This window comes from Paenibacillus solani (assembly GCF_050475945.1).
Taxonomy (GTDB): Bacteria; Bacillota; Bacilli; order Paenibacillales; family Paenibacillaceae; genus Paenibacillus_AQ; species Paenibacillus_AQ solani_A.
This window is the reverse complement of record NZ_JBCMXJ010000005.1, coordinates 731,225-744,259: the sequence shown is the minus strand read 5'-3', so window position 1 is coordinate 744,259 and position 13,035 is coordinate 731,225. Positions and strand designations below refer to the sequence as shown.

The 13,035-nt window shown below is 49.6% G+C and carries 15 protein-coding genes; 13 read left to right on the top strand and 2 right to left on the bottom strand.

Annotation, left to right across the window (positions count from 1 at the left end; all coding sequences use genetic code 11):
• Positions 1 to 322 precede the first annotated feature (322 nt).
• Positions 323 to 925, top strand: a complete 603-nt coding sequence (gene rsmD, locus ABEQ74_RS05215) for a 16S rRNA (guanine(966)-N(2))-methyltransferase RsmD (protein WP_430120125.1) — start codon at positions 323 to 325, stop codon at positions 923 to 925.
• Positions 918 to 1,433, top strand: a complete 516-nt coding sequence (gene coaD, locus ABEQ74_RS05210; RefSeq protein ID WP_430120123.1) for a pantetheine-phosphate adenylyltransferase — start codon at positions 918 to 920, stop codon at positions 1,431 to 1,433. The genes rsmD and coaD overlap by 8 nt, the downstream gene beginning before the upstream one ends.
• Here the strand turns inward: coaD and ABEQ74_RS05205 are convergent.
• Positions 1,411 to 2,640, bottom strand: coding sequence for a nucleoside recognition domain-containing protein (locus tag ABEQ74_RS05205; RefSeq protein ID WP_430120121.1), 1,230 nt, complete (start codon positions 2,638 to 2,640; stop codon positions 1,411 to 1,413). The genes coaD and ABEQ74_RS05205 overlap by 23 nt on opposite strands.
• A gap of 113 nt (positions 2,641 to 2,753) precedes the next feature.
• On the opposite strand from ABEQ74_RS05205, the gene ABEQ74_RS05200 reads away from it, so the two are divergent.
• Complete coding sequence (locus ABEQ74_RS05200) at positions 2,754 to 3,794, top strand: SepM family pheromone-processing serine protease (protein WP_430120119.1); 1,041 nt, start codon at positions 2,754 to 2,756, stop codon at positions 3,792 to 3,794.
• Here ABEQ74_RS05200 and ABEQ74_RS05195 read toward each other — a convergent pair.
• Positions 3,784 to 5,019 (bottom strand): nucleotidyltransferase, encoded by a 1,236-nt coding sequence (locus ABEQ74_RS05195; RefSeq protein ID WP_430120117.1) that lies wholly within the window; start codon positions 5,017 to 5,019, stop codon positions 3,784 to 3,786. The two genes, ABEQ74_RS05200 and ABEQ74_RS05195, sit on opposite strands and share 11 nt — an antisense overlap.
• A 200-nt stretch (positions 5,020 to 5,219) precedes the next feature.
• Here ABEQ74_RS05195 and ABEQ74_RS05190 point away from each other — a divergent pair, with 200 nt between their 5' ends.
• From ABEQ74_RS05190 to rnc, 10 genes are all read left to right on the top strand, one after another.
• Positions 5,220 to 5,729 (top strand): YceD family protein, encoded by a 510-nt coding sequence (locus ABEQ74_RS05190; protein ID WP_430120115.1) that lies wholly within the window; start codon positions 5,220 to 5,222, stop codon positions 5,727 to 5,729.
• Between the two features lie 52 nt (positions 5,730 to 5,781).
• Entirely contained in the window at positions 5,782 to 5,955 is a 174-nt protein-coding gene (gene rpmF, locus ABEQ74_RS05185; RefSeq protein WP_006211382.1) for a 50S ribosomal protein L32, read from the top strand.
• A gap of 186 nt (positions 5,956 to 6,141) precedes the next feature.
• Positions 6,142 to 6,708, top strand: a complete 567-nt coding sequence (fapR, locus tag ABEQ74_RS05180; protein WP_053494172.1) for a transcription factor FapR — start codon at positions 6,142 to 6,144, stop codon at positions 6,706 to 6,708.
• Positions 6,709 to 6,732: 24 nt separating this feature from the next.
• A complete protein-coding gene (plsX, locus tag ABEQ74_RS05175) occupies positions 6,733 to 7,719 on the top strand; it encodes a phosphate acyltransferase PlsX (RefSeq protein ID WP_430120113.1) in 987 nt (328 codons plus the stop codon).
• An 8-nt stretch (positions 7,720 to 7,727) separates the two neighbouring features.
• On the top strand, positions 7,728 to 8,717 hold the full coding sequence (locus ABEQ74_RS05170) for a beta-ketoacyl-ACP synthase III (protein ID WP_430120111.1): 990 nt from the start codon (positions 7,728 to 7,730) through the stop codon (positions 8,715 to 8,717).
• Positions 8,718 to 8,762: 45 nt separating this feature from the next.
• A complete protein-coding gene (gene fabD / locus ABEQ74_RS05165; protein WP_430120109.1) occupies positions 8,763 to 9,695 on the top strand; it encodes an ACP S-malonyltransferase in 933 nt (310 codons plus the stop codon).
• Between the two features lie 46 nt (positions 9,696 to 9,741).
• On the top strand, positions 9,742 to 10,491 hold the full coding sequence (gene fabG / locus ABEQ74_RS05160; RefSeq protein WP_430120107.1) for a 3-oxoacyl-[acyl-carrier-protein] reductase: 750 nt from the start codon (positions 9,742 to 9,744) through the stop codon (positions 10,489 to 10,491).
• A 110-nt stretch (positions 10,492 to 10,601) separates the two neighbouring features.
• Positions 10,602 to 10,835, top strand: coding sequence for an acyl carrier protein (gene acpP / locus ABEQ74_RS05155; RefSeq protein ID WP_006211375.1), 234 nt, complete (start codon positions 10,602 to 10,604; stop codon positions 10,833 to 10,835).
• 163 nt (positions 10,836 to 10,998) lie between these two features.
• On the top strand, positions 10,999 to 12,237 hold the full coding sequence (gene fabF / locus ABEQ74_RS05150) for a beta-ketoacyl-ACP synthase II (RefSeq protein ID WP_430120105.1): 1,239 nt from the start codon (positions 10,999 to 11,001) through the stop codon (positions 12,235 to 12,237).
• Positions 12,238 to 12,249: 12 nt separating this feature from the next.
• Positions 12,250 to 12,948, top strand: a complete 699-nt coding sequence (rnc, locus tag ABEQ74_RS05145) for a ribonuclease III (RefSeq protein ID WP_053492594.1) — start codon at positions 12,250 to 12,252, stop codon at positions 12,946 to 12,948.
• The last annotated feature ends 87 nt before the right edge of the window (positions 12,949 to 13,035 follow it).

The window sequence follows — 13,035 nt, the reverse complement described above, 5'->3', positions numbered from 1 at the left end:
AACAAAATCCCTGCAACATAAGCTTGAGGCTGCAGGGATTTTGTTCGGGTGCTCTTTGCAGAGCACCCTCATGGGAGAGGAGAAACCGGACGAAGAGCTTATGGGGAAACGTAAGTCTTCTCCGCGGTTGTCTACGACATTCATTGATGTCGATATTTCAAGGATGCCCGGCTATGGCAGAAATATACATCGCTCTGAAAAAAAGATGCAAGCATGGCATGATTCATTTTTCATATACGGGATGATTGTGTTACGATAATCACTGTCAATGGCACGGTCAGTGAATTGAATTAACAGATAAATGAAACGGGTGAATGAAGCAGTGAGAGTAGTATCCGGAAGTGCAAAAGGTCGGCCGCTTAAAAGCGTGCCCGGTACAAGCACCCGTCCAACGACGGATAAAGTGAAAGAATCCATATTCAGTATGATCGGTCCTTACTTTGAGGGGGGAGCGGCGCTTGATCTGTTCGCAGGCACGGGTGGCCTTGGCATCGAGGCATTAAGCCGGGGGATGGATCGTGCTGTTTTTGTTGATGTCGAGCCGAAAAGCATCAGTACGATCAAGGAGAATTTGAAAGCCACCAGGCTGGAAGATCGGGCAGAGGTGTACCGTAACGATGCAGCCAGAGCGCTTAAAGCGCTGGAGAAACGGGCCAATCGATTCGATTTGGTCTTCCTGGACCCGCCGTACAGGTTTAAGAACGGGGATGAGCTGATGCTCGATATGGCAGAGCGAGGTTTGCTGCAAGATACGGCCGTTGTAGTATTAGAGTACGAATCAAGTTACAATTATCCTGAGAATTTTGGCGATTTTCGTTGCCTTCGTACCGCGAAGTATGGCGAAGCGGCCATCTCGATATACCGTTATGAAATTGCGCAAGATCAAGCTGCTGAGCTTGACGAGGAGGAGTTACAAAATGACTAACGAGAGTACAAGTACATACCGTGTTGCTGTTTATCCAGGAAGCTTTGACCCAGTCACTATGGGGCATATGGATATCATTACACGTGCTTCGAAGCAGTTTGATCTGCTGATAGTAGCCGTGCTGAATAATTTGAGTAAAAATCCGCTCTTCTCAGTAGAAGAACGTAAAGATCTCCTGAGACAAGCAACCTCACATTTGCCGAATGTGGAGATCGACAGTTTCCGCGACCTTCTGGCGAATTATATCCGCCAGAAGAATGCCCAGGTTATCGTGCGCGGGATCCGTACCGTGACCGACTTTGAATATGAACTTCAACTGGCATCCACGAATCATAAACTGAATCCGGATGCCGAGACGATCTTTATGATGACACATCCGAAGTATTCCTTCCTGAGCTCAAGCCTTGTTAAAGAAATTGCACACTTTAACGGAGATACAACAGACCTCGTAAGCCCGGAGGTTGATGAGGCGCTGCGCCGCAAATTCAGTGGTCATGGCGACCAATGAAACGGGAACATACCCAGAAAGCGGCGATTAACAATAAACAGATCAAGGCTTGAAGTTGTATAATGGATGGTAATCCGGTCCAGAAACTGTAGGTCGTATCTTCGCCTCCATGAGTTAAAGGCTCTGTTCGAAAGGCTGGGACATGCCCCTCAGATAACGCACTGACCGGTCTCCACAATAAGACTGTGATTACAAACGCGAAAAGAGAATGCAGAGCTCGCTTTTTCATAAAGAAACGCCAAGAGAGACCCGTTTCCCGCATCATCGACATGCTTTGCAGCTGGGCACTGACGCCGCTCCATGCCATAGCAGCGGACAGAACAGCCAGCTGCAGGGATACTGATGAGAATACCGAGGAGCTGATGAACTGGGCTGCAAGGTGAATTTCCAAGATTATGGGTACAAGATAGGGTGGAAACTGTGAAAGCGGGTAACTGGTTAATACTCTTGTAAGAATGGCGAAGAACAATATATAACCGCCTGTCATCATTAAGGTCTGTACGGAGCGGGTAACGGATTCGCCGAGTAATTTTCCGAAGCTCCGTCCATCCCGCCTATGGGCATCCCGCGCGGCGGTGGCTGCTCGCATCAGAATGGAACGCTGTGCTTGTTTGCTGCGGACTTTAAAATAGGCCGTGGTTGATACCTGTTTGTCCGTAGAAGGAGCCGGTTTACCAATGAGACTCATGAACCAAGCGGCCAGAAGTCCAGAACCCCAGTGAACGATCAGCAGCAAATATCCGGTTTGCGGCTGATGCAGCAGTCCTGTACCAATGACAACGAGAATGGTCATCGGATTGCAAAAGTGAGATAAAGCGGCAAGCTTGCCGGCATCCATGGCTTGAAGCTCACCTTGTTTATACATACCGGCAGCAGCCTGGGCTCCGGCAGGAAAACCTGCTGTCATTCCGGTTATAAGAACCCAGCCGCCGGTACCGGGGAGCTTGAATATTTTTTTCATCAAGGGATCCAGCAGTACGCCGACCCCGTGTGCCCAGCCATAGGCAATGAGTATTTCCACCAATACGAGGAAAGGCAGTAAAGCTGGAAATACGATATTCCACCATAATTTAAGTGCTTCCAGGGTGGCCTTGAAGGCGGGTTCGGGAGCACTGACGACAGCCAGGACAAGCAGGAAAGCAAAGGCGCCGACAAGAAGGGTGCTCCATATCCCGCTTGATGGTTTGACGGCCTTGTCATGATTCATAAGGATTCTCCTTTCTGCGTAAAGATGGCTAGTACAACTTTATGCTGAGGAGACAACCATCAGACCAAACTTGATGGAAGGCAGGAGATTGAAGGCGGAAGGAAGGGAGATACATGAAGAAGTCCGTAAAACCGAATGGCTTAAGAATAGCGCTGTATCTGTTGATGGTTGGGGTTTTGCTGTACGTTGTTGTTTATATGCCGACCCCTTATCTGATATATCAGCCAGGAAGCGCTGAAGAGGTTCGCCCGATGATCCAGGTTGAGAATAGCGATCCGGTAGAAGAGGGAACTTTTATGATGACAACAGTGTCCGCAAGCTACGCGAATATGGCTTTACTGATGCTGTCTGCCTTTAACCCTAATGCCGAGGTTGTGAAGAAGGCAGAGAAGATGGGTGACCAAAGCAAGGATGAATATGCAGCTACCCAGGTGTATTACATGAATTCATCCCAGTCATCTGCGATGGAAGCTGCCTATCGGGAAGCTGACATTGAATACAGCATCAAGCCAGCCTATGTATTCGTGATGTCGATTTCCGAGAATTCGACCAATGCGAAGCATTTTCTGCCCGGTGATAAATTGATCAAAATCGATGGGCAGCCTGCAGAGGATAACGAGAAAATCGCCAGCCTCTTAAGTGGAAAAAGCATCGGTGAAGTCGTGTCCGTCGAGCTTGAACGCAAAGGGAAAACCGTGGAAGAGCAGGTCAAACTGGTAAGCATTAAAGATGAGAAGACGGGGACTGAGCGACCGGGTCTTGGCGTTCTGATCGCAACCATGCAGGAAGTGAAGCCGGCAGATCCCGGCCATACGATTCATTTTGCGGATACCAATATTGGTGGACCGTCAGCAGGGCTTATCTTCACCCTCGAAATTTATAATCAGCTCACTGAAGGTGATTTAACCAAGGGTTATCGAGTGGCTGGAACGGGTACGATCGATAAGACTGGTGCGGTAGGTCCCATCGGAGGAGTAAAACATAAGATTGTAGCTGCAGACCGGAAGAAAGCTGATTTCTTTTTTGTGCCTCGAAAAAATTACGATGAGGCCAAGAAGAGGGCAGATCGGATTAAAACGAATATGGAACTGATCCCGGTGGATGATCTGCAGGATGCCGTGGATTATTTGGAGAAGCTGCCGCCTAAGAGGTAACCGGCGGCAGCAGATAGTCGCTGTAATAGCACTTTATTTCCGGCTGAGGATGTCCGTTGGCATAAACGGCAGCTGCCCTAAGATCTCTCTCCAGCTGAGGATGGTCCAGCGCTGTTGGCTTATGAATAACGGGAAGCGTGGCATGCTGCTTCATTCTTTTCAAGAGCATGCGACCACGATCGCTGAAGCCTAGGATTCGGATATATCCCGGCCCTTTTGCCAGTTCTTCTCGATTCATGGATGCCTTGTCATGATTCAACATGATGTGCAAGAGCATGCGTTGAAGCTTGGTACGCGTATAGCGTTTGGTCTTAAGCGATTCGAGGAGCGCATCGACTGTTGGTTTTTGTAATTTTGATAGTGTACGGTTAATTCGGTATTCCAAACCTTCGGTCACTTCGAGAAAGCCTTGAAGCTGTGCGGGTGTATGTGTGAGCAATGCCTGGAACAAGGGCTGCCGAAATTGTTCCCACTCCATGGGAGCCTGTCCGTTCTCTATTTCTCTTGCCATGATGCTGTACGTGAATTCAGGTATGTAGGGTCTGGCAGCATCCAGGCTTTGTGAAAGTATAATGTTCCTAATGGCGGTGGCACTGGCAATGGATGACGATCCCGGCAGCGGATCATGATACTGCGCGCTTTCTCTTGCTATTGTGTAGGGCGTGATACGGCTGCCCAGGCGATGAAGGGCAATTAGATAATGCAGGCCCAGAGCATTGTTAGGCTTCGTCAGCATGGATTGCAGGTGAATGATATCGGAATCCGAATCACCAAATACGGCAGCCGCCGCCGCTCCGTAAGCGGATGGGAAGTTCATGCCTTCCTGAAGATGCTTTTCAATTTCAGATTGAAGTACACCGGATTCATTCGCAAGCGATCGGGACAGCGGCAGCATCCATTCGAGCGTTCCGCTCTCCGATCCGAATGATAAACAATCCACGACTCCCGTTGCTTCCAAAATGGCTACGGCACCGTGCGCAAACCATTCGGCCGGCTGCACGGCATAGGTGACAGGAAGCTCTATGCACAGGTCCACTCCCATGGCAAGGGCCATTTCAGTTCGGGCACGCTTGCCCGCAATGGCAGGCTCGCCACGCTGGAGAAATGGCCCGCTCATCACTGCAACAACGGCATCGGCGCCCGTCACTTCCTTGGATTTTTCATAATGCAGCACATGACCGTTGTGCAGGGGATTATATTCAACGACAATGCCAACCGTCTTCATGAATTCTTCAACTCCTTGATAAGAATATAACATAATAAGATGGTGTTCCTGCAAAAATAAACACATTGCCTAATGTGGTGGATATGGCGTAGTATGGAGTGACAATATCGGGAAATAATAATGGTCTCCTTCGGGTTCTCCTGTTGACAAAACTCTTTTGGAATCGGTATAATAATCTTTGTTTGTTTGGAGTGATGGATATGCTAATTCAATTTCGAAAATTGACAACCGGCGATCAACCGTTACTGTTCCATCAAACCGTGGATGTTAGCAATGTCGTTAAGGGCCGAAAGGATATTGTTGCTGTTCAGCCACTAGAAGTGGATCTGACAGTAACTCCAACGGTTACTGGTGCGGTGGATGTTCGTGGACGACTGCAGGGCGGGCTGGAGATGACTTGCTCCCGCTGCCTGAAGCCGATCAGCGAACAAGTGAACATCCCTTTTCATGAAGTGTTCCAACCGGTGGAGGATCTTGAAGCAATTCAGGATGAGGATGACGATACTACATACGTGCAAGGTGAGAGTGTGGATCTCACTCCTTATGTAGAAGAGACATTTTTGCTCGACCTTCCGCTAGCTCCTGTATGTAAAGCTGACTGCAAGGGACTTTGCCCGAATTGCGGCAAGGATCTGAATGAAAGCACATGCGATTGTGATACGGAAGTGATCGATCCAAGGCTTGCCGGACTGAAAGACTTCTTTAAATGATGATGGATATGGCACCCGTGTTAGCGGGTTGAACTGATAAGGAGGTGGGAACATGGCAGTACCTCAACGTAGAACGTCCAAAACACGTCGTGACAAGCGTCGTACTCATTTTAAGCTGGCTGTGCCAGGCATGGTGAAATGCGAGCAATGTGGTGAATTGAAACTTGCTCACCGCGTATGTAAAGTATGCGGAACGTATAAAGCAAGAGAGATCATCAAGCAATAGTTTTCTAATAAGTAGTACTTCATCTTTGGTGAGGTGCTATTTTTTTTGTTTTAAGCCCCCTTTCTTTTTCACGTGACATGATTTATACTTTATTTTAGTACCAGGTTCTAATATTTGCGGCTAATTTACATATATGTAGGTTTGAAGAATGGCGGCTTTCATAGCGGCAGAAGGAGTTGTTTCGTCATCGATCGTTTATCCAAGAAAGACCGTCACCAGCGGCTGATTCAGCTGATCGACGAGAATCCCTTTGTTACGGACCGCGAGTTGACTCGCCAACTTAAAGTCAGCATTCAGACGATTCGCCTTGACCGAATGGAGCTTGGCATCCCGGAGCTTCGCGAACGAATGAAGCAAATGGCTGAGCATTCCTATGATCAGGTTCGTTCCCTGTCTCTTGAAGAAGTGATCGGTGATGTCGTGGACTTGCAATTGGACAAGAGCGGTATATCCATATTCGAAATCCGAGAAGAGCATGTATTCAGCAAAACACGGATTGCCCGGGGGCATTATGTGTTTGCACAAGCCAATTCACTTGCCGTTGCCGTAATCAATGATGAAATTGCGTTAACGTCCTCAGCTGATATACGGTTCTTGAGACAAGTGCATCTGGGCGAGAAGTGCATCGCCAAAGCCTACGTCAGGTCCATTGCAGGCCAGAAGGGAAAGGCCAAGGTGGAAGTGTTTACTTATGTCGCTGATGAAATGGTGTTTCAGGGGAATTTCGTAATCTACCGATCGACAGGAGAATGACATAAGTATAGGAGGAAGTTTGGCATGAGAATTGTGGTTGATGCAATGGGCGGCGACAACGCCCCCCAGAGTAATGTGGAGGGTGCACTGATTGCTGCGCGGGAATGGAGCGATACCGAGATTATTCTCGTGGGGGATGAAGTGCGGATTGGAGCGCTGCTTAAGGACAAGCCTTCCAATTTGAAGGTTGTTCATGCCAGTGAAGTCATCGAGGCTGAGGATGAGCCGGTAAAGGCTGTTCGCCGGAAAAAAGACGCCTCCATGGTCGTTGCGGGTCGTATGATTCGTGAAGGTGAAGCGGACGCCATGATCTCGGCTGGCAACACGGGAGCTCTTATGACGACCGGTCTGCTCGTCGTGGGCAGGATGAACGGAATCGAGCGCCCTGCGCTGGCACCCATGATCCCTACGCTTGATGGTAAAGGTATGCTTGCCCTGGACCTCGGCGCGAATATGGACTCCAAGCCCGAGCATTTGCAGCAGTATGCCTTAATGGGCAGTTTGTATCGCGAGAAGGTGCATGGAATCGCTAAACCGCGGGTTGGCCTGTTGAACGTCGGAACCGAGCCGGGCAAGGGCAATGAATTGACGAAGCATGCTTATCCGCTATTGGAACAGCTGCCTATTCATTTTGTTGGGAACGTTGAGTCCCGAGACGTCATGAATGGGGTATGTGACGTGCTCGTATGTGACGGGTTCTCGGGCAATATTTTGTTGAAATCGATTGAAGGAACAGCTGATGCACTCTTTTCGCTGTTGAAAGAGCAGTTCAGCAAGTCGCTTAAGACCAAGATGGCTGCCGCCTTGATGATGCCGGAGCTTCGGAGCTTGAAATCGACGCTCGATTATAAGGAGCATGGCGGAGCGCCCTTGCTTGGACTAAGCGGCTTGGTTGTCAAAAGCCACGGTTCTTCAGATGCGAATGCAGTCAAGAACGGCATTCGCCAAGCGCGAACAGCGCTTCAGAATCGGTTGGTAGAGAGCATTTCGAATGAAATCAGCGGGAAGTGAGTGAGGAAATGAACAATTTGCGTCCGGTCGGTATTATCGGCACAGGCAAATACGTACCTGAGAAGATATTGTCGAATAGCGATTTAGAGAAAATGGTAGATACAAGTGATGAGTGGATTGTCTCAATGACTGGGATTCGTGAGCGTCATATCGCTGCACCGGATGAAGCGACGTCAGATATGGCTTATCATGCGGCAGTGAATGCATTGAAATCCGCCGGTATGGCTGCTGAGGATCTGGAATTGATTATTGTGGCGACGATTACGCCGGATATGTTCTTCCCGTCCACAGCATGTCTGCTTCAGGATCGCCTTGGAGCCAAGAAAGCAGCAGCTTTTGATCTGTCGGCAGCCTGCTCAGGTTTTGTATACGGCCTGGCAACAGCCACAAATTTCGTAAAAACTGGCATGTACAATAACGCTCTGGTCATCGGGGTGGATTGTTTGTCCCGTATTACGGATTACACGGATCGCAATACCTGCGTTCTGTTTGGCGACGGAGCTGGCGCTGCCATTGTCGGCGAAGTGCCGCAAGGCCGTGGATTCCAAGCCTTTGATCTGGGTGCGGAAGGCGCAGGCGGAGCACATCTGTATATTGAAGCAGGCGGTTCAAGATTGCCGGCTTCCGCTGAAACGATCAATACTAACAAGCATTATATTTACATGAATGGCCGCGAGGTGTTCAAATTTGCAGTGCGCGTCATGGGCTCTGCGACTGAAGCTGTATTAAACAAAGCGGGTCTCGACAAAAAAGATGTTGACTTATTCATCCCTCATCAAGCGAACATCCGAATTATTAAATCGGCAATGGAGCGGCTGGAACTTCCGGAAGAGAAGGTTGTGATCAACGTTGATAAATATGCGAACACGTCGGCGGCTTCCGTACCACTTGCTCTTGTCGAAGCGCAGGAGTCCGGCCGTCTAAAAGAAGGCGATAAAGTGTTGATGGTTGGTTTTGGCGGAGGATTAACATGGGGTTCCTCCGTGCTGATCTGGTAACCAAAGGGCTATACCTAGTGATATAAGAGAAAGGAGCCAACGATTGTGGGTAAAACAGCATTTATATTTCCAGGTCAAGGCGCTCAGTCCGTCGGAATGGGAAAGGATGCCTACGATGCGGTTCCTTCCGCAAGGGATCTTTTTCAGAGGGCTGATGATCAGCTTGGATTTGCACTCAGTTCCATTATTTTTAATGGGCCTGAGGAAGAATTGAAACAAACGGCAAATACTCAACCGGCTCTGTTAGCAACCAGCGTGGCTTACCTGGAAGCGATTCGCAGCAAGGGGGTCGAGCCCGATTACGTTGCGGGACACTCCCTGGGAGAATACAGCGCGCTTGTATGCGCAGGCGTACTTTCGTTTGAAGAAGCTGTATCGATCGTCAGAGCTCGCGGGGAATACATGGAGGCAGCAGTTCCAGGAGGACAAGGTGCAATGGCTGCCGTGCTAGGTGCAGACCGTGAGGCATTATCCGAGCTGTGCAAGAATATTACCGCAGAGGGACATGTTGTAGAACTTGCAAACATGAACTGTCCGGGGCAAATCGTCATCTCGGGATCAGCGGCTGGTGTTGCAGCTGCTGCAGAAAGAGTCAAGGAAGCTGGCGGCAAGCGGGCCATTCCGCTCGAAGTCAGCGGACCTTTCCATTCATCCATGATGAAGGAGGCGGCTGAGCGGCTGGCCAGCAAACTGGAGCAGGCTTCGTTCAATACTCCTTCCGTACCGGTAGTAGCTAATGTGACGGCTCGTCCGGTGGAGGATGCCGCTGCCATACGCGGTTTGCTGGTGGAGCAGGTATATTCTCCTGTACTATGGCATGACAGCGTGGAATGGATGATCTCTCAAGGTGTGGATACCTTCGTCGAGATTGGTCCTGGCAGTGTTCTCAGCGGTCTGATTAAGAAAATCGATAAATCGGTTAAAGTTATCAATGTGAATAGTCTGGACAGTGTCAGCCTGTTGGAAACGCTGGAATAGATAACGTTTGATAATAACCAGATCACTCTGGAAAGGAGGAACAGGTATGAGTGAAGCTCTAAAAGGACAGACTGCGCTTGTTACGGGTGCTTCCCGGGGCATTGGCCGGAGCATTGCTCTTGGGCTAGCAGACTTGGGCGCTAATGTGGCTGTCAATTATGCAGGAAGCGAAGCGGCTGCTGCAGAAGTTGTGGAAGCGATCCAGGCTAAGGGCGTATCGGCCATCGCCATTAAGTCTAACGTTGGACGGACCGAAGAAGCCGATGCTATGGTCAAGCAGGTACTCGAGACTTTTGGTCGAATTGATATTCTGGTGAATAATGCGGGGATTACTAGAGACAATCTAATTATGCGCATGAAGGAAGAGGAGTTCGATCAGGTAATCGAAACGAATCTGAAAGGGGTATTCAATTGCCTCAAAGCGGTAACGCGTCCCATGATGAAACAGCGTTACGGACGTATTATCAATATATCCTCCGTTGTCGGGGCGCTTGGCAATCCGGGACAAGCTAACTATGTTGCGGCCAAAGCCGGCGTTATCGGTCTGACCAAATCTGCTGCACGGGAACTGGCTTCCCGCGGGATTACCGTAAATGCAGTGGCGCCTGGTTTCATCGATACTGACATGACCCGGGAACTTCCTGAGGATATGAGAGAAGGCCTGCTTGGCGGTATACCGCTGGCCCGTTTGGGCCAGCCGGAAGAGATTGCCGGCGTGGTTGCTTTTCTAGCATCTTCCAGTGCATCTTATATGACTGGACAGGTGCTTCACGTGGACGGCGGCATGTATATGTAGGGCCGCTAAATGCTCAGGTATGGACTACTGGGCACTTCAATCGTTTTCAAATGCCTTCTATGGCAATTTGAAGTCATATCTCGTATAATTACCAAGAGGAGGTGAGCCGGATGTCCGATGTATTGGAACGCGTGAAACGCATCGTTATCGACCGCCTGGGTGTTGACGAAGCTGACGTAACATTAGAAGCATCTTTCAAAGACGACCTTGGAGCTGATTCTCTCGATGTAGTTGAATTGGTGATGGAGTTGGAAGATGAGTTTGATATGGAGATCTCTGATGAAGATGCGGAGAAAATTACGACCGTAGGTGAAGTTGTAAATTACATACAATCTCATACCTAAGTCTTTACAGTTAAGTCCCGTTCTTTAGCAAGGCGGGACTTCTCCACATTCAATTATAGCTTCAATGCGAACAAGTGATAGATTACTACTGTCTTCGTTCATCTGAGACCTGTTACTTGGGTTGTACAGATGGACAGGCAGTCCATATAGAGGTGAACCTGGTTTGAAACAAAGAGTCGTTATAACGGGAATGGGAGTCATGACTTCCATCGGTCAGGATATTGATACATTCTGGAATAGTTTGATGGAAGGCAAATCTGGTGTATCCCGCATCGAAGCGTTTGACGTGAGCGATTACACCACCCAGATTGCCGCATCCATGAAGGATTTTAATCCAGAGGATTACATGGACCGCAAAGAAGCCCGCAAGATGGACCGTTTTGTGCAGCTTGCGGTTGCAGCCGGCTCCAAGGCCCTTGAGGACAGCGGACTTGAGATTGGTGTAAACGCCGATGCAGAGCGGGTTGGCGTTTCGATAGGCTCGGGTATCGGTGGTTTGGGAACATGGGAAGATCAGCATAATATCCTGCTGGAGAAGGGCCCGAAGCGTGTCAGCCCATTCTTTATTCCGATGATGATCGCGAACATGGCCTCAGGCCAAATGTCGATCAATCTGGGAGCCAAGGGACCTAACACCACACAGGTTACAGCTTGTGCTACCGGTACGCATTCAATCGGTGATTCATACCGCTTGATTCAGCGCGGTGATGCAGATGTCATGATCTGCGGCGGAGCGGAAGCAACGATTCGTCCGACAGGGATGGCAGGTTTCTGCGCCATGCGTGCGATGTCTACCCGCAATGATGAACCGGAGAAGGCGAGCCGGCCATTTGATACGGGCCGTGACGGCTTTGTCATGGGCGAAGGCGCTGGTGTACTCGTGATCGAATCCCTGGAGCATGCATTGAAACGCGGTGCTAAAATTTACGCCGAGGTTCTTGGCTATGGCCTGAGCGCTGATGCCCATCATATTACTGAGCCTGATCCGGATGGAGCAGCTCGCTGCATGCAGATGGCGATTCGTGATGCGGGCATTTCGCCTGAAGACGTGGATTACATTAATGCCCACGGTACTTCAACTCCGGTTGGTGACCGTTCCGAAACGAAGGCTGTGAAGATGGCTCTTGGTGATCATGCCTATAAAGTGGCCGTAAGTTCAACGAAATCGATGACAGGTCATCTGCTGGGAGCGGCTGGCGGCGTCGAAGCGGTTATTTGTGGACTGAGCTTGAAGAACCAAATCATTGCACCAACGATTAACCTGGAGGATCAGGATCCGGAATGCGATCTTGATTACGTACCTAACCATCCGCGCAAAGCCGATTTGGATATCGTAATGTCCAATTCGTTCGGGTTTGGCGGACATAATGCTACGATTATCCTGAAAAAATACGCCGAATAAGGGGACAGTGTGTTGAGTGGAGATCTGAAGCAGTTACAGCATAAACTTCAAATCCAGTTTCGCAATGCAATGCTGTTGAAGCAGGCCTTTACCCACGCGTCTTATGTAAACGAACATCGCTTCAGTCAGAGTCAGGACAACGAGCGTCTTGAATTTTTGGGAGATGCGGTTCTGGAGCTGACCGTCAGCGAATTCTTGTACAACCTTTTTCCAGACCGACCTGAAGGTGAGTTAACCAAGCTGCGGGCCGCTATCGTATGCGAGCCCTCTCTGGTGCAATTTGCAGTAGGTTTGGATTTTGGACGTTACGTTCTGCTAGGAAAAGGAGAGGAAATGACGGGCGGACGCACTCGCCCGGCTCTTCTGGCTGACGTATTTGAATCATTTGTGGGGGCGCTTTATCTGGATCAGGGGTTGGAAGCGGTTCGTTGTTTTTTGAGCGACCACGTCTTTCCGACGGTGACCGTCAACGGTCGTCCGCAGATGAGCGACTATAAGACCGAGCTTCAGGAACTGACCCAGCATCACGGCATGGGCGCACTGGAATATCGTATCGTAGAAGAGCGAGGACCGGCACATGAGCGGGAGTTTGTCTCGGAAGTATACATGGGAAGCGAATGTCTTGGACGCGGAAGCGGCAGATCCAAGAAAGAAGCCGAGCAGCAGGCAGCGGCAGTAGCCTTAAAGCAGCTGAAACGTGCGGATGCCTAAAGCTTCGCTGATGTGATGACAAACAAAGAGCAAAGAGCAGTCAAGCGGATAACCGGACCCGGATTAGGATGACTGTTTTTTGCTCTT

Coding starts and splice junctions, on each gene's coding strand:
- coaD (WP_430120123.1), top strand. CDS start 918: ATGACTAACGAGAGTACAAGTACATACCGTGTTGCTGTTTATCCAGGA.
- ABEQ74_RS05205 (WP_430120121.1), bottom strand. CDS start 2,640: ATGAATCATGACAAGGCCGTCAAACCATCAAGCGGGATATGGAGCACC.
- ABEQ74_RS05200 (WP_430120119.1), top strand. CDS start 2,754: ATGAAGAAGTCCGTAAAACCGAATGGCTTAAGAATAGCGCTGTATCTG.
- ABEQ74_RS05195 (WP_430120117.1), bottom strand. CDS start 5,019: ATGAAGACGGTTGGCATTGTCGTTGAATATAATCCCCTGCACAACGGT.
- ABEQ74_RS05190 (WP_430120115.1), top strand. CDS start 5,220: ATGCTAATTCAATTTCGAAAATTGACAACCGGCGATCAACCGTTACTG.
- rpmF (WP_006211382.1), top strand. CDS start 5,782: ATGGCAGTACCTCAACGTAGAACGTCCAAAACACGTCGTGACAAGCGT.
- plsX (WP_430120113.1), top strand. CDS start 6,733: ATGAGAATTGTGGTTGATGCAATGGGCGGCGACAACGCCCCCCAGAGT.
- ABEQ74_RS05170 (WP_430120111.1), top strand. CDS start 7,728: ATGAACAATTTGCGTCCGGTCGGTATTATCGGCACAGGCAAATACGTA.
- fabG (WP_430120107.1), top strand. CDS start 9,742: ATGAGTGAAGCTCTAAAAGGACAGACTGCGCTTGTTACGGGTGCTTCC.
- acpP (WP_006211375.1), top strand. CDS start 10,602: ATGTCCGATGTATTGGAACGCGTGAAACGCATCGTTATCGACCGCCTG.